The organism is Pseudomonas sp. GW823-FHT05G12 (assembly GCF_058795575.1).
Window position 1 is genome coordinate 237,037 of the sequence record NZ_CM179501.1, and the last position, 19,063, is coordinate 256,099.

At 62.7% G+C, this 19,063-nt stretch carries 20 protein-coding genes; 16 read left to right on the forward strand and 4 right to left on the reverse strand.

Annotated elements, in window-relative coordinates; genetic code table 11:
* Nucleotides 1-60 precede the first annotated feature (60 nt).
* The 5 genes from AC3RCM_RS00985 to AC3RCM_RS01005 all read left to right on the forward strand — a co-directional run bounded on the left by AC3RCM_RS00985 (nt 61) and on the right by AC3RCM_RS01005 (nt 4,285).
* The gene (locus AC3RCM_RS00985) at nt 61-402 is read left to right on the forward strand and encodes a hypothetical protein (RefSeq protein ID WP_003255921.1); all 342 of its coding nucleotides are present in this window, start codon (nt 61-63) and stop codon (nt 400-402) included.
* A 198-nt stretch (nt 403-600) separates the two neighbouring features.
* On the forward strand, nt 601-1,500 hold the full coding sequence (locus AC3RCM_RS00990) for a TauD/TfdA dioxygenase family protein (protein WP_064491745.1): 900 nt from the start codon (nt 601-603) through the stop codon (nt 1,498-1,500).
* 17 nt (nt 1,501-1,517) lie between these two features.
* Nucleotides 1,518-2,537, forward strand: coding sequence for an ABC transporter substrate-binding protein (locus AC3RCM_RS00995; RefSeq protein ID WP_010951558.1), 1,020 nt, complete (start codon nt 1,518-1,520; stop codon nt 2,535-2,537).
* Between the two features lie 6 nt (nt 2,538-2,543).
* Entirely contained in the window at nt 2,544-3,407 is an 864-nt protein-coding gene (locus AC3RCM_RS01000; protein WP_104886833.1) for an ABC transporter ATP-binding protein, read from the forward strand.
* Between the two features lie 14 nt (nt 3,408-3,421).
* On the forward strand, nt 3,422-4,285 hold the full coding sequence (locus AC3RCM_RS01005) for an ABC transporter permease (RefSeq protein ID WP_011953178.1): 864 nt from the start codon (nt 3,422-3,424) through the stop codon (nt 4,283-4,285).
* A 114-nt stretch (nt 4,286-4,399) separates the two neighbouring features.
* Here AC3RCM_RS01005 and AC3RCM_RS01010 read toward each other — a convergent pair whose 3' ends face one another.
* Entirely contained in the window at nt 4,400-4,960 is a 561-nt protein-coding gene (locus tag AC3RCM_RS01010; RefSeq protein ID WP_064491746.1) for a WYL domain-containing protein, read from the reverse strand.
* 207 nt (nt 4,961-5,167) lie between these two features.
* Between AC3RCM_RS01010 and AC3RCM_RS01015 the strand changes: the two genes are divergently transcribed.
* From AC3RCM_RS01015 to AC3RCM_RS01045, 7 genes are all read left to right on the forward strand, one after another.
* Nucleotides 5,168-5,962 carry a tetratricopeptide repeat protein gene (locus AC3RCM_RS01015; protein WP_014589291.1) on the forward strand — a complete coding sequence of 265 codons (795 nt, stop codon included), beginning with the start codon at nt 5,168-5,170 and terminating at the stop codon, nt 5,960-5,962.
* Nucleotides 5,963-6,095: 133 nt separating this feature from the next.
* Entirely contained in the window at nt 6,096-6,548 is a 453-nt protein-coding gene (locus AC3RCM_RS01020; RefSeq protein ID WP_003255908.1) for a MarR family winged helix-turn-helix transcriptional regulator, read from the forward strand.
* A complete protein-coding gene (locus AC3RCM_RS01025; RefSeq protein WP_190869790.1) occupies nt 6,545-8,632 on the forward strand; it encodes an FUSC family protein in 2,088 nt (695 codons plus the stop codon). The genes AC3RCM_RS01020 and AC3RCM_RS01025 overlap by 4 nt, the downstream gene beginning before the upstream one ends.
* A complete protein-coding gene (locus tag AC3RCM_RS01030; RefSeq protein WP_003255905.1) occupies nt 8,629-8,841 on the forward strand; it encodes a DUF1656 domain-containing protein in 213 nt (70 codons plus the stop codon). The genes AC3RCM_RS01025 and AC3RCM_RS01030 overlap by 4 nt, the downstream gene beginning before the upstream one ends.
* The gene (locus AC3RCM_RS01035) at nt 8,838-9,713 is read left to right on the forward strand and encodes an efflux RND transporter periplasmic adaptor subunit (protein ID WP_010951565.1); all 876 of its coding nucleotides are present in this window, start codon (nt 8,838-8,840) and stop codon (nt 9,711-9,713) included. The genes AC3RCM_RS01030 and AC3RCM_RS01035 overlap by 4 nt, the downstream gene beginning before the upstream one ends.
* Nucleotides 9,710-11,128 carry an efflux transporter outer membrane subunit gene (locus tag AC3RCM_RS01040; protein ID WP_121782717.1) on the forward strand — a complete coding sequence of 473 codons (1,419 nt, stop codon included), beginning with the start codon at nt 9,710-9,712 and terminating at the stop codon, nt 11,126-11,128. The genes AC3RCM_RS01035 and AC3RCM_RS01040 overlap by 4 nt, the downstream gene beginning before the upstream one ends.
* Before the next feature lie 110 nt (nt 11,129-11,238).
* Nucleotides 11,239-13,182 carry an FTR1 family protein gene (locus AC3RCM_RS01045; RefSeq protein ID WP_492629303.1) on the forward strand — a complete coding sequence of 648 codons (1,944 nt, stop codon included), beginning with the start codon at nt 11,239-11,241 and terminating at the stop codon, nt 13,180-13,182.
* Between the two features lie 62 nt (nt 13,183-13,244).
* On the opposite strand, the gene AC3RCM_RS01050 is transcribed toward AC3RCM_RS01045, so the two are convergent.
* Both AC3RCM_RS01050 and AC3RCM_RS01055 read right to left on the reverse strand, forming a co-directional pair.
* Nucleotides 13,245-13,490: a TIGR02647 family protein gene (locus tag AC3RCM_RS01050; protein WP_003255900.1), complete on the reverse strand. Its 246-nt coding sequence runs from the start codon at nt 13,488-13,490 to the stop codon at nt 13,245-13,247.
* 69 nt (nt 13,491-13,559) lie between these two features.
* Nucleotides 13,560-13,862: a hypothetical protein gene (locus tag AC3RCM_RS01055; RefSeq protein ID WP_010951568.1), complete on the reverse strand. Its 303-nt coding sequence runs from the start codon at nt 13,860-13,862 to the stop codon at nt 13,560-13,562.
* A 148-nt stretch (nt 13,863-14,010) separates the two neighbouring features.
* On the opposite strand from AC3RCM_RS01055, the gene AC3RCM_RS01060 reads away from it, so the two are divergent.
* Nucleotides 14,011-14,673 carry a glutathione S-transferase gene (locus tag AC3RCM_RS01060; RefSeq protein WP_064491750.1) on the forward strand — a complete coding sequence of 221 codons (663 nt, stop codon included), beginning with the start codon at nt 14,011-14,013 and terminating at the stop codon, nt 14,671-14,673.
* 124 nt (nt 14,674-14,797) lie between these two features.
* Here the strand turns inward: AC3RCM_RS01060 and argH are convergent, their stop codons facing one another.
* Nucleotides 14,798-16,192, reverse strand: coding sequence for an argininosuccinate lyase (argH, locus tag AC3RCM_RS01065; protein WP_104886831.1), 1,395 nt, complete (start codon nt 16,190-16,192; stop codon nt 14,798-14,800).
* Nucleotides 16,193-16,489: 297 nt separating this feature from the next.
* Between argH and AC3RCM_RS01070 the strand changes: the two genes are divergently transcribed.
* The 3 genes from AC3RCM_RS01070 to AC3RCM_RS01080 all read left to right on the forward strand — a co-directional run bounded on the left by AC3RCM_RS01070 (nt 16,490) and on the right by AC3RCM_RS01080 (nt 19,057).
* On the forward strand, nt 16,490-17,233 hold the full coding sequence (locus AC3RCM_RS01070; protein WP_010951571.1) for a LytR/AlgR family response regulator transcription factor: 744 nt from the start codon (nt 16,490-16,492) through the stop codon (nt 17,231-17,233).
* Between the two features lie 118 nt (nt 17,234-17,351).
* Nucleotides 17,352-18,293, forward strand: coding sequence for a hydroxymethylbilane synthase (gene hemC / locus AC3RCM_RS01075; RefSeq protein WP_064491752.1), 942 nt, complete (start codon nt 17,352-17,354; stop codon nt 18,291-18,293).
* Complete coding sequence (locus AC3RCM_RS01080; RefSeq protein ID WP_003255894.1) at nt 18,290-19,057, forward strand: uroporphyrinogen-III synthase; 768 nt, start codon at nt 18,290-18,292, stop codon at nt 19,055-19,057. Before hemC ends, AC3RCM_RS01080 begins: the two co-directional genes overlap by 4 nt.
* Nucleotides 19,058-19,063 lie beyond the last annotated feature (6 nt).

A 19,063-nucleotide genomic window follows, 5' to 3' on the forward strand; every position in this document is an offset into this window, starting at 1 on the left:
GCGATCTTTGCCTATGCTGCTGTCTACCAACAAGGAAACAACGTGACGAGGGACATCGCCATGTTCTACGTGCAACGCAACGCCGCCGGCCAGTTGCTGCGGGTGGAAGCAGCCGCGTTTGATCAGTTCACCGAAATGCTCCCTTCAGACCATGCCGATATCCAGGAATGGTTTGCCGATGACGTCGTGGAGAACAGCCTCAACCAGCTGAAACAAAGCGACCTGGACATGATCCGCGTGCTCGAGGACCTGATCGACGTGCTGACCGCCAAGGGCGTGTTCAAGATCACCGACCTGCCCGCCGGCGCGCAGGCCAAGCTGCTCAACCGTTCCACAGCGCGCAAGGCGCTCAGCAGCCTCAATAACCTGATTGACGAAGAAGAGCAGGGCGGGCTGATCTGACTGCAGGGCGCCCCCGCGACAGTGATATTGTTATTCCTTAATGGTATTTAAATTATTGGCTTTATGACTTTATAGTCGCTTTCACTGCGTACCCGTCGACCAATCGATGCGCCGCACGACTTGAACCCACACGGGAAATCCCCGTGCGTTTCTGATCGTTGCGCGCCATTGAGGTCGCGCATTGCGTGGGAGTGAAAAATGTCAGCCGCCTTGAACGCCTTGTCGTCCATCGACAGCGCCCAGCCGCAAGTTTTTGAAGTTCGCCCCTTCTCGGGTGCCGTCGGCGCCGAGATCATAGGCCTGGACCTGGCCAAACCGGTCAGCGCCGAGGATTTCACCCGTATCCATCGCGCCCACCTCGACCACCATGTGCTGGTGTTCCGCGACCAGCGTATCAACCCGGAACAGCAGATCGCCTTCAGCCGCCGCTTCGGTGAGTTACAGATCCATGTGCTCAAGCAGTTCCTGCTGACTGGCCACCCCGAGATCCTGATCGTTTCCAACATCATCGAAAATGGCCAGAACATCGGCCTGGGTGATGCCGGCAAATTCTGGCACTCGGACCTGTCGTACAAAGAGCTGCCAAGCCTCGGTTCCATGCTGCATGCCCAGGAACTGCCCAGTGAAGGCGGTGACACCCTGTTCGCCGACATGCATAAAGCCTGGGACGCTGTACCTGACACCCTGCGCAAAGTGGTCGAGGGCCGCAGTGCCGCTCACTCCTATACCGCCCGTTACGCTGAAACCAAATTCGAAGGCAACTGGCGCCCGGCCCTGACTGCCGAGCAACTGGCGCAGGTAAAGGAGGTCATTCACCCGGTAGTCCGCACCCACCCGGAAAACGGCCGCAAGGCGCTGTTTGTCAGTGAAGGCTTCACCACCCGTATCGTCGGCCTGCCTGATGATGAAAGCCGCGACGTGCTGCAGCAGCTGTATGCCCTTAGCGTGCTGGAGCAGAACATTTATCGCCACCAGTGGCAGCCCCATGACCTGGTGTTCTGGGACAACCGCTCGCTGATCCACTTGGCCACCGGCTGCCCCGCGCACCTGCGGCGCAAGCTGTACCGCACCACCATCCAGGGCGATGCCCCGTTCTGACGACTGAGGAAACCATCATGCGCAAATCCATCAGCCGCCTGGCGGCAAGCATCGGCCTGGGCGCAAGCCTGGTCGTCGGCAGCCTAGCCGCCCCCGCCGTGGCCCAGGCCGAAGGCAAGATCCGTATTGCCGAACAGTTCGGCATCGTCTACCTGCTGCTGAACGTGGTGCGTGACCAGCACCTGATTGAGAAACACGGCAAGGAGCAGGGCATCGACATCGAAGTCGATTGGGCGCAGCTGTCGGGTGGCTCGGCCGTCAACGATGCATTGTTGTCCGGTTCGGTGGACATCGCCGGCGCTGGTGTCGGACCGCTGTTGACCGTCTGGGACCGCACCAAGGGCCGGCAGAACGTGAAGGCCGTGGCTTCGCTGGGCAACTTCCCGTACTACCTGGTCAGCAGCAACCCCAACGTGAAGACCATCGCCGACATCTCCGACAAAGACCGTATCGCCGTTCCGGCGGTGGGTGTTTCGGTGCAGTCGCGCTTCCTGCAGTACGCCGCTGCCCAGCAGTGGGGCGACAAGGAATACAACCGCCTCGACAAATACACCTTGGCCGTGCCGCACCCGGACGCCACCGCCGCACTGTTGGCGGGCGGCACCGAGCTGAATGGGCACTTCTCCAACCCGCCGTTCCAGGACCAGGTGCTGGCCAACAAGGACGTGCACGTGGTGCTCAACAGCTACGACCTGCTCGGCCCCAACTCGCCGACCTTGCTGTTTGCTACCGAGAAGTTCCGCAAGGACAACCCCAAGACCTACAAGGCCTTCGTCGATGCCCTGGCCGAAGCCGCAGACTTCGCCCAGAAAGACAAGGCCGCTGCCGCCGACACCTATATCCGCGTAACCAAGGCCAAGATCGACCGCGACGCGCTGATCAAGCTGATCGACAACCCGCAGTACGAATTCACCGTCACGCCCAAGAACACCTACAAGCTGGCCGATTTTCTCTATCGGGTAGGCGCCATCAAGCACAAGCCGCAATCGTGGAAGGACTACTTCTTCCAGGATGAACGCCCGCTGCAGGGGAGCTGACCGATCATGACCGCCCCATTGCCAGGCCACACGGCCAGCAACCTGAGCCGTGTTGCAACGCCGCCTTTGCTCAAGGTGGATAACCTCAGCCTCGAATACCGTACCGCGCAACGCGTGGTGCGGGCCACCCATCAGGTCAGCTTCGAAGTCGACCGCGCTGATCGTTTTGTACTGCTCGGCCCCTCCGGCTGTGGCAAGTCCACCCTGCTCAAAGCCGTTGCCGGTTTTATTCAGCCGCAAGAGGGCCAGATTCTGCTGCAGGGCCAGACAGTTCGTGGCCCAGGCCCCGACCGCATCGTGGTGTTCCAGGAGTTCGACCAGTTGCCGCCGTGGAAAACGGTGAAGCAGAACGTCATCTTTCCGCTGCTGGTGTCTGGCCAACTCAAGCGTGCGGAGGCGGAGGAACGGGCACTGCATTATCTGGAGAAGGTCGGTCTGGCCGCCTTTGCCGATGCTTATCCACACACGTTGTCCGGTGGTATGAAGGCACGTGTGGCAATTGCCCGGGCCTTGGCCACCCAGCCCAAGATCCTGTTGATGGATGAGCCGTTCGCCGCCCTGGATGCGCTGACCCGGCGCAAGATGCAGGAAGAGCTGTTGCTGCTGTGGGAGGAAGTGCGGTTCACCCTGTTGTTCGTCACCCACTCCATCGAAGAAGCACTGGTGGTTGGCAACCGTATCCTGCTGTTGTCGCCGCACCCGGGGCGGGTGCGCGCCGAGGTGCATAGCCATCAATACGACCTGGGCAGCCTGGGTGGCAGCGACTTCCAGGCCAGTGCCCGGCGTATCCACCGTTTGCTGTTCGATGAAGCCGATATCCCGGAACAGCCTGACAACCTTGGGTTCAACGATATTCGTATCGCCTACTGACAGGAGCCTCAGCCATGACCACTACACCTGTACGCCAGGAATACGAGGTGCAGCTGGAGCCCCTGCTCAGTGTGCCTGTAGAACGACAACTCCCCTTGGCCCAACGCCTGTGGCAGCAAGGCTGGTTGAGAAAGGCGGTCATATTGCTGGTGATCGCTGTGCTATGGGAAGCCGTTGCCCGCTACCAGGACAATGACCTGCTGCTGCCAAGCTTTCTGCAAACCGCCACGGCGCTATGGGACGGCATGATCAGTGGCGAACTGCCCGCCAAGGTCGGTGTTTCGCTGGTAATACTGCTCAAAGGCTATGTGCTGGGTATCGTCCTGGCCTTTGGCCTGACCAGCCTGGCGGTGTCGACCCAATTGGGCCGAGACTTACTGGGCACGCTGACCTCGATGTTCAACCCGTTGCCGGCCATTGCCCTGCTGCCGCTGGCCTTGCTGTGGTTCGGGCTGGGTGACAACAGCCTGATCTTCGTGCTGGTGCATTCGGTGCTATGGGCGTTGGCGCTGAATACCTATGCCGGCTTCCTCGGTGTGTCGGAGACGCTGCGCATGGCGGGCCGCAACTATGGTCTGAAGGGCCTGCGGCTGGTATTGCACATCCTCGTGCCCGCAGCCCTGCCGTCGATCCTGTCGGGGTTGAAGATCGGCTGGGCGTTTGCCTGGCGTACCCTTATAGCCGCTGAATTGGTGTTTGGTGCCAGCAGTGGCAAAGGCGGGTTGGGTTGGTACATCTTCCAGAACCGCAACGAACTGTATACCGACAAGGTCTTTGCCGGGTTGGCGGTGGTGATCCTGATCGGTCTGCTGGTGGAAGGACTGGTGTTCAATACGCTGGAGCGGTTGACTGTGCGGCGATGGGGGATGCAGCGCTAGCAGGTAAGCCAGTACCGGCCTCTTCGCGGCAGATTGACGCTAGAATCCGCGCCTGCGGGACCGTCCTCGAAAGAGGCGCGAGGCGCCGAACCGCCGCGAAAGACCCGGTACAGGCTACAAATTCTGGTACTGAGCTGCCGCATTGCTCAGAATCCTGCCAATCTCTTCCCGCAAGCCGGCAGGCTGCTCTACCACCACCCTGTCCCCATGGCTCAATAGCCACCAGCGTAGTGGCCAACCGTCACTTACCGTGCCGCGTAACCGATGCCCATGCTCCAGCGCCGTCAGTTGCATGTCGCTGCTCAATGGCGCATCCCGCAACTGCCGCGCCAGTGCATCGCTGACTCGTGCCACCAGCTCCACGCCCTCACCCTGCGATGGCTGCAACGCATCCCCTCGCAGATGTGTCAGCAAGTCGAAATTACCGCGCAATTCGCCGACGGCACTGGCCGACCAGTGCCAACCGAACGGAATGCTCTTGTCATTGCGTTCCAGCGGGAATATCAGCGAAAGCTCGTTGAGGTCACGCTCGACAGTGCGTTTGCTGACCGTGAACCCCACGTCACGCAGGCGCCAGACCAGCTCGGCGCTGGTTATGCCTGGGGAACGGCTGGGCAACTGGCGCAGCAGCGCCCACTGTCGGCTGAGGGTGGCGCGAGTGGTGGCGAACGGCAAAAGATAACGTCCTTGTCTAGGCTTGCCGCAATAGGATGGCGGCATGCGTGGGGCATGGCAATTGGCCACAGCCTGCTCAGATCAAGGAAGTCGCATTTGGTTGCCTCGTGCCGAATCGTTCGCGACAGGTTTTGACGTGACATCACGCAGAATCACGCCTCATCACAGCCGAAGGTTGGGGTTGTGCGTCGTTCAATGAGGATGAACATGTCTGTTGCCAGCAATATCCATTCGCTACTTGCCCGCCTTCTGCCCGAGCGGGTCATCGCCCCTCCTGCTCCTGCAGGAAGGCGACAGCGGCTGTTTTCCGGTGTGGGCTTGCCCAGCCAGCGGTCGCTGCTGGTCAACCGCCTGGATGAGGCCAACGACCTGCAGGCGGTGTATGTCGACCTGCGTCGCCAGGCATTGCAAGGCAGCGTGTCCGCATTGAACGACCTCGGCTGGATCTGGCTCAACGGCAAGTACTGGCGGGCCGATACCGTGCTGGCCGGGCACCTGTTGCGCATGGCAGCCCTGCAGGGCAATGCTGCTGCCTGGTTCAACCTTGGCCAGCAGCACTACTTCGGCAAAGGCATCGACCCTTCCTATGTGCAGGCGGCGGAGTGTTACCGGCAGGCCTTCGACCGCGGCATGCTGCATGCCGCCGCCGCACTGGGTGACCTGTATGAGGAGGAGGTGTGCGACGGTGACCTGGAGTGGCAGGTTGACCTGGTGCAAGCCTATCAGTGGTTCTTGCGTGGCGCCGAACAGGGCGAAGCGCGTTGTCGTTTTGAAGTGGGCTATCGGTTGATGCATGGGCTGCACGTAGAGGCCAACCTCAAGGCAGCGCTGTACTGGCTTGAGCTGGCGGCAGCGGCGGGGGTGGTACAAGCGGCAGAGGAGCTGGCGGTACATTTCAGCAGCCGTGATGCGGTGCGGTATCAGGAGTGGCGGGACCGGGCGGTGCAGATGGGCAGCACATTGGCCTTGACCATGAAGCTGGAAGACCAGATCCATCCCTGAGTATTTCTCTTCAGTGCTGACTGAAAAATGAACAACATTTAACCCAGGCTATCCGTCGCCCCCTGTTGACGACAGGGGGATGTCGGGGCGTATATTGATAGTTAGCAAACTATGAATATATTTGGTTCTCTTCATGTCTCTTGATTTCCTGCGCCTGCAAGTCAGCAGTGGCCTGGTAGTCGCTGCCCGCCACTGGCGGCGCATCTGTCATACCGCCTTGACCGGCTACGGCATTTCCGAGGCCTGTGCTGCACCGCTGCTGATGATCGTGCGCCTGGGCGACGGCGTGCACCAGGTAGCTGTGGCCCAGGCCGCCGGCCTGGAAAGCCCGTCGTTGGTACGCCTGCTTGACCAATTGTGCAAAGCTGGCCTGGTGTGCCGCAGCGAGGATCCACTGGATCGCCGCGCCAAGGCACTGAGCCTGACTGCCGAAGGCCGTGCCCTGGCCGAAGCCATCGAAGCCGAACTGGTGCGCTTGCGCCGCGATGTGCTCGGCGGTATCGATCAGGCCGACCTGGAAGCTGCCTTGCGTGTGCTTCGTGCCTTCGAGGCTGCCGGCCTGGGCAGTGCAGGCGGGGTGGCATGAACGGCTTCTTCAGCTCCGTCCCTCCGGCCCGTGACTGGTTCTACGGCGTGCGCACCTTCGGCGCGTCCATGATTGCCCTGTACATTGCGTTGCTCATGCAACTGCCGCGCCCCTACTGGGCCATGGCGACGGTATACATCGTCTCCAGCCCCTTCGTCGGCCCGACCAGCTCCAAGGCGTTGTACCGTGCCGTAGGCACGTTGCTCGGCGCTGGCGGGGCAATCTTCCTGGTGCCGCCGCTGGTGCAGTCACCGTTGCTGCTGAGCATCGCCGTTGCCCTGTGGACCGGCACCTTGCTGTTCCTTTCGCTGAACCTGCGCACGGCCAACAACTACGTGCTGATGCTGGCCGGTTATACCCTGCCGATGATTGCCTTGGCCGTGGTGGATAATCCGCTGGCAGTGTTCGATGTGGCTTCTTCTCGCGCGCAGGAAATCTGTTTGGGAATTGTCTGCGCGGCAGTCGTCGGGGCTATCTTCTGGCCACGCCGGCTGGCGCCGGTGGTAGTCGGTGCCACCGGAAACTGGTTCACCGAGGCGATTCGCTACAGCGACACCTACCTGGCTCGCGATGCCAGCGCTGACAAGGTCGGCGGTATGCGCGGGGGGATGGTCACCACCTTCAACTCGCTGGAGCTGATGATCGGTCAGCTCGCCCACGAAGGTGTCGGCCCGCATACCCTGAAGAACGCCCGCGAATTGCGCGGGCGGATGATCCATCTGCTGCCGGTGATCGACGCCCTCGACGATGCACTGGTTGCCCTGGAAGGCCGCGCCCCGGCCCAGTTCGCCCAGCTTCAACCCGTGCTGGAAGCCGCTCGTGAATGGCTCAAAGGCACCGCCGACAGCGCTTCGGTAGCGCACTGGGCCACGTTGCATGAGCAGATCGGCCGCTTGCAGCCCGCTACAGCCGCCCTCGACCAGCGCGCCGAGCTGCTGTTGTCCAACGCCCTGTACCGCCTGACCGAATGGGCCGACCTGTGGCAGGACTGCTGCACCCTGCAGCACGCCCTGCGTACCGATGATGCCAAGCCTTGGCGTGCGGTGTATCGCCACTGGCGGCTGGGCCGCCTGACAGCGTTTTTCGATCGTGGCCTGATGCTCTACTCGGTAGCCTCCACGGTCCTGGCGATCGTGGTCGCCTGCGGCCTGTGGATCGGCCTGGGCTGGAACGACGGCGCCAGTGCGGTAATCCTCGCGGCAGTTGCGTGCAGCTTCTTCGCCGCCATGGACGACCCGGCACCGCAGATCTACCGGTTCTTTTTCTGGACGCTGATGTCGGTCATCTTCTCCAGTCTGTACCTGTTTTTGGTACTGCCCAACCTGCACGACTTCCCGATGCTGGTGCTGGCCTTTGCCGTGCCGTTCATCTGCATAGGCACCCTGACCGTACAGCCGCGCTTCTACCTGGGCACCTTGCTGACCATCGTCAACACGTCGACCTTCATCAGCATCCAGGGTGCCTACGACGCCGACTTCTTTACCTTCCTCAACTCCAACCTTGCCGGCCCCGCGGGCCTTCTGTTCGCCTTTATCTGGACCCTGGTGATGCGCCCGTTCGGCGTGGAACTGGCGGCCAAGCGCATGACCCGCTTCGCCTGGCGCGACATCGTCGAAATGACCGAGCCTGCGACCTTGGCCGAACACCGCCAGGTTGGCGTACAGATGCTCGACCGCCTGATGCAGCACCTGCCACGTCTGTCGCAAACCGGCCAGGACAGTGGTGTGGCACTGCGCGACCTGCGCGTGGGGTTGAACCTGCTCGACCTGCTGGCGTACATGCCGCGCGCCGGCCAGCAGGCTCGCGAGCGCCTGAACACTGTGGTCGAGGAAGTCGGTGCGCACTACGCCGCCTGCCTGCGTGCTGGCGAACGCCTGCATGCCCCGGCCGCACTGCTGCGCAACATGGAACGCGCTCGCCTGGCGCTGAACCTGGATGAGCTGTACGAGCGCGGCGATGCCCGCACCCACCTGCTGCATGCCCTGAGTGGCCTGCGCCTGGCGCTGTTGCCGGGTGTGGAGGTGATGCTCGAGCCAGCTGAACAACCGCAACTGCCCCCCGGCCTCGACGGAGCACCCCTGTGATTGGTGAACTGGATATCAGCGGGGTGTTTCTGCCCACGCTGCTGGTGATGATGTTTGGCACCTACCTGCTGTTCCTGGGGGTGCACGCGGTGCTGGTGCGCCTGCATTTCTACCGCCTGGTCTGGCACCGGGCGTTATTCAACGTTGCCCTGTATGCCGTGCTGCTCGGCGCGGTGGACCACTTTTGTCGAAACCTGATGCTGCCATGAAAAAACCTTTGCTGACCTTGGGCCGTGTGGTCCTGACCTTGCTGGTAGTGACCTTCGCCGCCGTGCTCGTGTGGCAGATGGTGGTCTACTACATGTTTGCCCCCTGGACCCGAGACGGCCATATCCGCGCTGACGTGATCCAGATCGCCCCCGATGTGTCGGGATTGATCCAGAAGGTCGAGGTGCGCGACAACCAGACCGTCAAACGTGGCGACGTGCTGTTCACCATCGACCAGGACCGCTTCACCCTGGCCCTGCGTCAAGCCAAGGCAACCCTTGGCGAGCGCCAGGAGACCCTGGCCCAGGCTTCCCGCGAAGCGCAGCGCAACCGCAAGCTGGGCAATCTGGTGGCCGCCGAGCAACTGGAAGAAAGCCAGTCCCGCGAGGCCCGTGCCCGTTCGGCCGTCAGCGAGGCGCAAGTGGCGGTAGATACTGCCCAGCTCAACCTTGACCGCTCGGTGGTGCGCAGCCCGGTAGACGGCTACCTCAACGACCGCGCGCCGCGTAACCACGAGTTCGTCACCGCTGGCCGCCCGGTGCTGTCGGTGGTCGACAGTGCCTCCTACCACGTCGACGGCTACTTCGAGGAAACCAAGCTGGGGGGTATCCATATTGGTGACGCCGTGGATATCCGCGTGATGGGCGACAACACCCGCCTGCGTGGCCATGTGCAGAGCTTCGCCGCTGGCATCGAAGACCGCGACCGCAGCAGTGGCGCCAACTTGCTGCCCAACGTCAACCCGGCGTTCAGCTGGGTACGCCTGGCCCAGCGCATTCCGGTGCGCATCGCCTTTGACGAAGTGCCGCAAGACTTCCGCATGATCGCCGGGCGTACTGCGACGGTGTCGATCATCGAGGGCCAGCGCCCATGAAACAGCTGATCCTGGCTGGCCTGTGCCTGTCGCTGGGGGCCTGCATGATGGTGGGGCCCGACTATGAGGTGCCTGGGGATGCGGCCGTGCAACGCAATGACCTGAACGGCCCGCTGCGCCAGGATGCCGACAGCGTCGTGTCGGCGCCGGTCCCCGAGGACTGGTGGCAGCTGTATCAGGATCAGCGGCTGAACGAGCTGGTGCGTCAGGCGCTGAGTGCCAACACCGAACTGCGCGTGGCGGCAGCCAACATCGCCAAAGCTCGCGCTCAGGTGGAGGTGGCTGAATCGCAAGGCGGCTTCAACGGTGGCGTCAAACTAGGCGCTCAGCGGTTGCAGGAGTCGGGCGAAGCCTTCCTGCAGCCAGAGAAGGTGCCGGTAGCCAACATCGGAGAGGCCATCATCAGTGCCTCGTACCAGTTCGACCTGTGGGGCACCTTCAAGCGTGGTACCGAGGCTGCCAAGGCAAATGCCGACGCGGTGCAGGCCGCTGCCGACACGGCCCGCATCACGCTTGTGGCGGACGTGGTCAAGGCATATACCCAGGTGTGCTCGGCCAACGAGGAATACCACATTGCCCGCGAGTCCCTCGATTTGCAGGAGCAAAGCGTGAAACTCAACCAGCGCCTGCGCGATGCTGGGCGTGGCGATGAAACCCAGGTCACCCGCTCGCAGACCCAGTTCAAATCCTTGCGTGCCGAACTGCCACGCTTCAAGGCCGAACGCGAGACGGGCATGTACACCCTGGCCGCGCTGCTGGCCAAGCCGGTCGACCAGTTGCCTGCCGGTACCGCCGATTGTGCCGAGTTGCCGCACCTGAACCAGCTGGTTCCTGTGGGCGATGGTGCGGCCTTGCTCAAGCGCCGCCCCGACGTGCGCCAGGCCGAACGCCAGCTGGCTGCCGCCACCGCCTATATTGGCGTGGCTACCGGCGCGTTGTACCCGGATATCAGCATTGGCGCCCAGGTTGGCACCATCGGCATCCTGGAGAACCTTGGCGAGCCTTCGACCAACCGCTGGGGCTTTGGCCCGCAGATCAGCTGGAGCATCCCCACCAACGGCACCCGTGCCCGCATTCGCATGGCCGAGGCCTCGACCCAGGCGGCCCTGGCGCACTTCGATGGCGTGGTGCTGAACGCCATTCGCGAGACCCAGACCCGGCTGGCACAGTACAGCGCCTTGCTCGATCGGCGCGATGCGCTGGCCGAGGCGGAGAAGTCGGCGAAGGAAGCCGCGGACCAGACGCACCGGTATTACCAGGCAGGGCGTGAGTCGTTCCTGGCGGATTTGCAGGCCACGCGGACCTATACCGATATGCGTGCGCAGTTGGCTGCAGCCAATAGTCAAGTGGCGCAGGGGCAAATTGCCGTGTTCCTGGCGTTGGGTGGTGGTTGGAAGGGCACCGCCAAGCGCTGATGCGATCCTTGAGGGCTGGTCCTCTATGCCCTCCACTTCATCTGATTTGTAGCAAGATTTTTCATGAAATCTGCCCAGCACCCTTGAGTGAAGCAAAGTGGAAGTGAACAATGTTCTCTTTCGCATTTCCTTCGAGACTGGCCATGAAAACCCGTTCCCGCCTGCTTGCCTGGCTGCCGGCTGCATTGCTCGGCCCGTTGCTGGCGCTGTGCAGCACCTTGGCGCTGGCCGAGTCCCCCGCCGAGGCTGCCAAAGCTCAGCACCTGCTGGACTACATTGGCGCCGACTACCCGCCGACCGTGCAGGACGGCAAGGTGATCGACGAGGGCGAATACCGCGAGCAACAGGAGTTCAGCGCGGTATTGGCTGACCTGGTCAAAGGCCTGCCCGCAAATACTGAACAAGCGGCTTTGGAACAGGGCGTCCAGGCGCTGCGCCAGGCCATCGACCAGCGTCAGGAAGGTACCGCGGTCGCCAAGCAGGCCCGGCAGCTGGGTGCGCGACTGGCGGTGGCCTACGAGGTCAGCCAGGCCCCGGTGATTACCCCGGACCCCGCCCGCGGCGCTGCGCTGTACGCACAGAACTGCTCGATCTGCCACGGCGACACCGGCGCCGGCGATGGCCCGGCTGGCGTGGGCCTGGAGCCTGCACCCGCCAACCTGCGCGATGTCTCGCGCCTGGACCAGTTAAGCCTGTTCGACCTCTACAACACCCTGGCCCTGGGTATAGACGGCACCGAAATGCCGTCGTTTGCCGACCAGCTGGACGACCGCCAACGCTGGGATGTGGCCGCGTATATCGCCAGCTTCACCGCCAAGCCGGAAGCGGGCAAGGGTGACAAGACCTGGAACCTCGCCGACCTGGCTCGCCAAACGCCGGCCGAAGTCGCCGTCAACGAAGGCACTGCGGCTGTCGAGGCATTCCGCGCCCAGCGTGCCCAGCCGCCGCAGGTAAAGCGCGGGCCGGCGCAATTGCTCGAATACACTGCCAGCACTCTGGACAAGAGCCTGGCGGCCTACCGCGCAGGCGACCACGATCAGGCCTATGACCTGTCGGTGGCGGCCTACCTGGAAGGTTTCGAGCTGGTGGAAAACTCGCTGGACAACATCGACACTCAGGCGCGCAAGGACACCGAAAAATCACTGATGGCCTACCGTCAGTCCCTGCAGGACGGCCTGCCCGTGGAGCAGGCCGAACAGCGTCTGGCCGACGCCAAAACCAAGCTCGAGCAGGCGGCCAAGCTGCTGGGCAGCGATGGCCTGAGCTGGACGCTGAGCTATATCTCCGGTTTGCTGATCCTGCTGCGTGAAGGCCTCGAGGCGATTCTGGTGCTGGCGGCGATCCTGGCCTTCCTGCGCAATACCGGGCAGCAGTCGGCAGTACGTAGCGTCAACATCGGCTGGGGCCTGGCGCTGGTTGCCGGCTTCGCCACCTGGGCGCTGGCGGCCTATGTGATCGATGTGGGGGGCGCTCAGCGCGAGCTGCTGGAAGGCTGCACGGCGTTGTTCGCCGCGGTAATGGTGCTGTGGCTTGGCGTGTGGATGCATGACCGCCGCCACGCTGCCGCCTGGAAGGACTACATCAAGAGCAGCCTGGTCAGCGGTGGCGGGCGTTTCGGCTTTGCTGTGCTGGCATTCTTCTCGGTGTACCGCGAATTGTTCGAAGTGATCCTGTTCTACGAGACCCTGTGGCTGCAGGCAGGCCCCGCCGGGCATCAGGCGGTGCTGGCGGGTGGCGCGACGGCACTGGTGCTGCTGGTGGGCCTGGCCTGGGTGATTCTGCGGGGTTCGGCCAAGCTGCCGCTATCGCTGTTCTTCAGCATCAACGCCGCGCTGCTGTGCGCGCTGTCGGTAGTATTCGCCGGGCATGGCGTGAAGGCGCTGCAAGAGGCCGGTGTGCTGGGCACACGGCCAGTGGCGTTCTTTGAGTTCGACTGGCTGGGGATTCATGCCGATGCCTACTCGCTGTCGGCGCAAGCGGTGGCCTTGCTGGCCATCGTGTTCCTTTACGGCCGCTCGTGGCTGGCGGAAAAGCGCAGTGCTGCGGCCAACTGACTGGAGCCTGCGCGGTCCCACAGGGACCGCGCAAGGTCTCAGATCTTGCGCAAGCCTGATGCTCAGGCTGGCTGTGGCGCCTTGAGAATGTTCTGCAGCAGTTGGACACTTTCAACGGCGTCATGACCCAGGCTGGTCAGGTAGCCGCCATCCGGCTGATCGGTCAGCCCCTTCTCATGCAGGCGTTGCGCAGCCGCGATCAGGGCAGGGGATGCGGTGCTGGTTATCTTGATGCCTTCCTGGCTGCTGTCGTGTTTGAACAGCGCGAGTACTTCCATTTCGTCGATCAAATCGGGGGTAAAAGGCATGGCGACTCCTGACTTCCAGACAAGGATTGCGGCACTTTCTACGGTGCCTGATCTTCGAGTGTAGCCGGGTTATTCGTCGTCGCCTTGATCCATCTCAGGCGGCAGCTCCGGCAGTGCCCGCAGAGCGTTCTCATACCACTCGCCGTTGAACGCACGGTCCTCTACCAGCATGTTGTCGATCTCGAAGGCCAGCACATGGGCCATCAGGTTCAGAATGTCTTCACGCTCATAGCCGACCAGCGTCAGCTTGTTGAAAGTGGCCTTTGCTGCAGGCGGCTCGCCGCTTTCGATCTGGTTTTCGATGGCTTGGGTCAGCGTTGCCTCGGCGAAGGCTTCGTCGTCGTCATTGTCGATGTCGGTGGGCTCGCTCATCGCGGTACTCCTAGGATGGGATGCAACAGTGTGCCATGCCTATGGCGGCAATGCCCGGGCATTGACGGGGTGCATGACGCTGGTCAGGGGCAGGTGTTCAGTCTATAAAGGCCACGCCAACCCCTTACGGCCTGGAGGCTGTTTCGTCATGCTCAAGCTTTATGGATTCTCGGTCAGCAACTACTACAACATGGTCAAGCTGGCCCTGCTCGAAAAAGGCCTGCCTTTCGAAGAAGTCACCTTCTATGGCGGCCAGGCGCCAAAGGCGCTGGAAGTGAGCCCGCGGGGCAAGGTGCCGGTGCTTGAAACCGAGCATGGCTTCCTCAGCGAAACCAGTGTGATCCTCGACTATATCGAGCAGACCCAAGGCGGCAAGGCGCTGCTGCCAGCCGACCCGTTCGGCCAAGCCAAGGTGCGGGAGCTGCTCAAGGAAATCGAGTTGTACATCGAGCTGCCTGCGCGTACCTGTTATGCCGAGTCGTTCTTTGGCATGTCGGTCGACCCGCTGATCAAAGAGAAAGCGCGTGCGGACCTGCTGGCCGGGTTTGCCACGCTCAAGCGCAACGGGCGCTTTGCCCCCTATGTTGCGGGCGAGCAGTTGACGCTGGCAGACCTGATGTTCTGCTTCTCGGTCGACCTGGCCAACGCGGTGGGCAAGAAGGTGCTGGACATCGACTTCCTGGCGGACTTCCCGCAGGCCAAGGCGTTGCTGCAACTGATGGGGGAGAACCCGCACATGCCGCGGATCTTGGCGGACAAGGAAGCGTCGATGCCAGCCTTCATGGAGATGATCCGCAGCGGCAAGCGCTGAGTCTGGTGTTGAGCCCTTCGCGGGCATGCCCGCTCCCACAGGTCTGCACCGTTTTTGAAACTTGTGCAATACCTGTGGGAGCGGGCGTGCCCGCGAACGAGGGCGAAGCCCTCGCCTTGGGGGGTTAGCGAGACGCCAACAGGGCCTTGCCACGCACTACGGCAGCACGCACCTGCGCCGGCGCCGTACCACCAATGTGGTCACGCGCATTCACCGAGCCTTCCAGAGTCAACACGGCAAACACGTCCTGCTCGATCTGGTCGCTGAACTGGCGCAGTTCGTCCAGGCTCATCTCGGCCAGGTCCTTGCCAGTGTCCACACCATACTTCACCGCGTGGCCAACGATCTCGTGGCAGTCACGGAACGGCAGGCCACGGCGAACCAGATAGTCAGCCAGGTCGGTAGCGGTGGAGAAACCGCGCAGGGCCGCTTCACGCATGATGGCGTGCTTGGGCTTGATCGCCGGAATCATGTCAGCGAAGGCCCGCAGCGAGTCGCGCAGGGTATCGGCGGCGTCGAACAGCGGTTCCTTGTCTTCCTGGTTGTCCTTGTTGTAGGCCAGCGGTTGGCCTTTCATCAGGGTCAGCAGGCCGGTCAGGGCGCCGAACACGCGGCCGCTCTTGCCACGTACCAGCTCTGGCACGTCCGGGTTCTTTTTCTGCGGCATGATCGAGCTGCCAGTGCAGAAGCGGTCCGGAAGGTCGATGAACTGGAACTGCGCGCTGGTCCACAGCACCAGCTCTTCGGAGAAGCGCGAAAGGTGCATCATCGCCACGCTGGCAGCGGCGCAGAATTCGATGGCGAAATCACGGTCCGACACGCCATCCAGCGAGTTGCCGGCCACGGCTTCAAAGCCCAGCAGCTTGCAGGTCAGTTCACGGTCGATCGGGTAGGTGGTGCCGGCCAGCGCGGCGCTGCCCAGTGGCATGCGGTTGGTGCGCTTGCGGCAGTCGACCAGGCGCTCATAGTCGCGGCTGAGCATTTCGAACCACGCCAGCAGGTGGTGGCCAAAGGTGACCGGCTGCGCCGTCTGCAGGTGGGTGAAACCAGGCATGATGGTTTCGGCTTCACGCTCTGCCTGCTCCAGCAGGCCCTGCTGCAGGCGGGTGATTTCGGCCAGGATCAGGTCGATTTCGTCGCGCAGCCAAAGGCGGATGTCGGTGGCCACCTGGTCGTTGCGGCTACGCCCGGTGTGCAGCTTCTTGCCGGTGATGCCGATGCGGTCGGTCAGGCGTGCTTCGATGTTCATGTGCACGTCTTCGAGGTCGACACGCCAGTCGAAGTTGCCGGCTTCAATCTCGCCCTGGATGGTTTTCAGGCCATCGATGATGGTGTCGCGCTCGGTATCACTGAGCACGCCGACCTGCGCCAGCATGGTGGCATGGGCAATCGAACCCATGATGTCGTGACGGTACAGGCGCTTGTCGAAATCTACCGAGGCGGTGAAACGGGCGACGAAGGCGTCGACGGGCTCACTGAAGCGGCCGCCCCAGGACTGATTGGTCTTCTCGGTGCTCATGGATTCACTCATTGCAGGCGTGAACGAAAAAGTGGCGTCGATGATAGCAGGGTTGGGCTGGCTGCCGCAGGGCGCCGGTCGAGAGAAATGCCCGGAAAATCGCAGAGAAGGATTTCAAGGAATGAACGGCAGTGTTCCACGGACCGTCTACAGTTGGACAAAGGACTGGCAGTGAATCTGCCGGGCCGAGTGAATCTTTGGCCATCGCACCGGTCTAGAGCGTGACCGCAGTGTCGCTCGAACCACACCTGTCTACGCTATACCTGTGCGAGACTCATTCAGGAATCCAGCGCAATTATGAATGTCCTGATCGTTGATGACGAACCCCAAGGCCGTGAACGCCTCACCCGGCTGCTCGGCGAACTGGAGGGTTACACTGTGCTGGAGCCCAGCGCCACCAACGGCGATGAGGCCTTGGCGCTGATTGAAAGCCTCAAGCCCGATGTGGTCCTGCTGGACATCGGCATGCCAGGCCTGGATGGCCTGCAGGTTGCCGCTCGCCTGTGCGAACGCGAGGCGCCGCCCGCGGTGGTGTTTTGCTCCGGGGATGATGAATACGGTGCAGAGGCATTCAAGGACAGTACCCTCAGCCATGTGACCAAGCCCTTCCAGGCCCACGCCTTGCGCGATGCCTTGCGCAAGGCCGAAAAACCCAACCGCGCCCAATTGGCGGCGCTTACCCGGCCGGCCAATGAAGGCGGCGGCCCACGCAGCCATATCAGCGCCCGCACGCGCAAAGGCATCGAACTGATCCCGTTACCCCAGGTGATCTATTTCATTGCCGACCACAAGTATGTGACCTTGCGTCACGAAGCCGGTGAAGTGCTGCTTGACGAGCCACTCAAAGCCCTGGAAGACGAATTTGGCGAACGCTTCGTGCGCATCCACCGCAATGCGTTGGTCGCCCGCGAGCGCATCGAACGCTTGCAGCGCACCCCCCTGGGTCACTTTCAGCTGTATCTGAAAGGCCTGGACGGCGATGCCTTGACCGTCAGCCGTCGCCATGTGGCCGGTGTGCGCAAGATGATGCAGACCCTCTGAGGCCCTTGGACTCGGCCCGCACCTGCACCTGACTGCGTATGACCTGTTGATCCGTATCTGCAAGCGATACCGGCGATGCTGTTATGATCGACGGTATTTCTCTGGATCGGGGCGTTTCATGTCCACTCGCGAAATCCGCATTGCCACCCGTAAAAGTGCTTTGGCCCTGTGGCAGGCCGAATACGTCAAGGCCCGCCTCGAGCAGGCCCACACCGGCCTGCAGGTGACCCTGGTACCCATGGTCAGTCGCGGTGACAAGTTGCTCGACGCGCCGCTGGCAAAAATCGGCGGTAAGGGGCTGTTCGTCAAGGAACTGGAAACCGCGCTGCTGGACAACGAAGCCGACATCGCCGTGCATTCGATGAAGGACGTGCCCATGGACTTCCCAGAGGGCCTGGGCCTTTACTGCATCTGCGAGCGTGAAGACCCGCGTGATGCCTTCGTTTCCAATACCTTTGACAGCCTCGAAGCGCTGCCCGCCGGCAGTATCGTCGGCACCTCAAGCCTGCGCCGTCAGGCCCAGTTGCTGGCGCGCCGCCCGGACCTGCAAATCCGTTTTCTGCGCGGCAACGTCAACACCCGCCTGGCGAAGCTGGATGCCGGCGAGTACGACGCCATCATCCTCGCCGCCGCGGGCCTGATCCGTCTGGGCTTCGAAGACCGCATCACCTCCACCATCAGCGTCGATGACAGCCTGCCGGCAGGTGGTCAGGGTGCGGTGGGCATCGAGTGCCGCAGTGCCGACGTTGAGATTCATGAACTGCTGGCGCCACTGCACCATGTCGACACCGCTGACAGGGTGATCGCCGAGCGCGCGCTGAACAAACGCCTGAATGGTGGCTGCCAAGTGCCGATCGCCTGCTACGCGGTACTTGAAGGTGACCAGTTGTGGCTGCGTGGCCTGGTCGGCCAGCCTAGCGGCGGGACCTTGCTGGTGGCCGATGCCCGTGCACCCCGTGCTGCTGCCGAGGCCCTGGGCGTGCAGGTGGCCGAAGACCTGCTGGGGCAGGGCGCCGAGGCCATTCTCAAGGAAGTCTACGGCGAGGCCGGTCACCCGTGAGCCAATGGCGCCTGTTGCTGACCCGGCCTGCCGAGGACTGCGCGGCGCTGGCGCAAAGCCTGGCGGCAGCGGGAGTGGGCAGCAGTTGCCTGCCCCTGCTGGAAATTGAACCTATTACCGTGCAAGCCCCACAGCGACTGTCGCTGGAGGGCTTGCATGACTTCCAGGCGATCATTGTGGTCAGCAAGCCGGCCGCCCGGCTGTTGCTTGAGCATCTGGCCGAGACCAGCATCCAGCCTCCGCAGCGAGGCTGGTTCACCGTAGGTGAGGCAACCGCTGGGGTGCTGCAGGGTGCAGGGCTGGAGGTAAGCTTTCCGCCGCGTGGCGATGACAGCGAAGCCTTGCTGGCATTGCCGGCCCTGCGCCAGGCACTTACCGAGCCGGCACCGCGTGTCTTGATCGTTCGCGGCGTCGGAGGTCGCGAACTGCTGGCAGAGCGTCTTGCAGAGCAAGGTGCTAGTGTCGAATATCTGGAACTGTATCGTCGCTGCCTGCCGGCCTACCCGGCGGGTACGCTGATGCGCCGCATTGAAGCGGAACGCCTCAATGGCCTGGTGGTCAGCAGTGGGCAGGGTTTTGAACATTTGCAGCAGATGGCCGGTGCCGATTGGCTGCGGCTGGCCCAGTTGCCGCTGTTCGTGCCCAGCCCGCGGGTCGCCGAGCAGGCCAAGGCCGCCGGGGCCCAACAGGTTGTGGATTGCCGTGGCGCCAGTGCCACGGCCTTGCTGGCAGCCGTGCAGCGTAGCGCTGCACCTGCCTCTTAAGGCGCT

What these genes read in the sequence shown, in the direction of transcription:
- AC3RCM_RS01000 (WP_104886833.1), top strand. Translation starts at nt 2,544, where the DNA reads ATGACCGCCCCATTGCCAGGCCACACGGCCAGCAACCTGAGCCGTGTT.
- argH (WP_104886831.1), bottom strand. Translation starts at nt 16,192, where the DNA reads ATGAGCACCGAGAAGACCAATCAGTCCTGGGGCGGCCGCTTCAGTGAG.
- hemC (WP_064491752.1), top strand. Translation starts at nt 17,352, where the DNA reads ATGTCCACTCGCGAAATCCGCATTGCCACCCGTAAAAGTGCTTTGGCC.
- AC3RCM_RS01045 (WP_492629303.1), top strand. Translation starts at nt 11,239, where the DNA reads ATGTTCTCTTTCGCATTTCCTTCGAGACTGGCCATGAAAACCCGTTCC.
- AC3RCM_RS01050 (WP_003255900.1), bottom strand. Translation starts at nt 13,490, where the DNA reads ATGCCTTTTACCCCCGATTTGATCGACGAAATGGAAGTACTCGCGCTG.
- AC3RCM_RS01040 (WP_121782717.1), top strand. Translation starts at nt 9,710, where the DNA reads ATGAAACAGCTGATCCTGGCTGGCCTGTGCCTGTCGCTGGGGGCCTGC.
- AC3RCM_RS00985 (WP_003255921.1), top strand. Translation starts at nt 61, where the DNA reads ATGTTCTACGTGCAACGCAACGCCGCCGGCCAGTTGCTGCGGGTGGAA.
- AC3RCM_RS01005 (WP_011953178.1), top strand. Translation starts at nt 3,422, where the DNA reads ATGACCACTACACCTGTACGCCAGGAATACGAGGTGCAGCTGGAGCCC.
- AC3RCM_RS01035 (WP_010951565.1), top strand. Translation starts at nt 8,838, where the DNA reads ATGAAAAAACCTTTGCTGACCTTGGGCCGTGTGGTCCTGACCTTGCTG.
- AC3RCM_RS00990 (WP_064491745.1), top strand. Translation starts at nt 601, where the DNA reads ATGTCAGCCGCCTTGAACGCCTTGTCGTCCATCGACAGCGCCCAGCCG.
- AC3RCM_RS01020 (WP_003255908.1), top strand. Translation starts at nt 6,096, where the DNA reads ATGTCTCTTGATTTCCTGCGCCTGCAAGTCAGCAGTGGCCTGGTAGTC.
- AC3RCM_RS01055 (WP_010951568.1), bottom strand. Translation starts at nt 13,862, where the DNA reads ATGAGCGAGCCCACCGACATCGACAATGACGACGACGAAGCCTTCGCC.
- AC3RCM_RS01060 (WP_064491750.1), top strand. Translation starts at nt 14,011, where the DNA reads ATGCTCAAGCTTTATGGATTCTCGGTCAGCAACTACTACAACATGGTC.
- AC3RCM_RS00995 (WP_010951558.1), top strand. Translation starts at nt 1,518, where the DNA reads ATGCGCAAATCCATCAGCCGCCTGGCGGCAAGCATCGGCCTGGGCGCA.
- AC3RCM_RS01070 (WP_010951571.1), top strand. Translation starts at nt 16,490, where the DNA reads ATGAATGTCCTGATCGTTGATGACGAACCCCAAGGCCGTGAACGCCTC.
- AC3RCM_RS01025 (WP_190869790.1), top strand. Translation starts at nt 6,545, where the DNA reads ATGAACGGCTTCTTCAGCTCCGTCCCTCCGGCCCGTGACTGGTTCTAC.
- AC3RCM_RS01015 (WP_014589291.1), top strand. Translation starts at nt 5,168, where the DNA reads ATGTCTGTTGCCAGCAATATCCATTCGCTACTTGCCCGCCTTCTGCCC.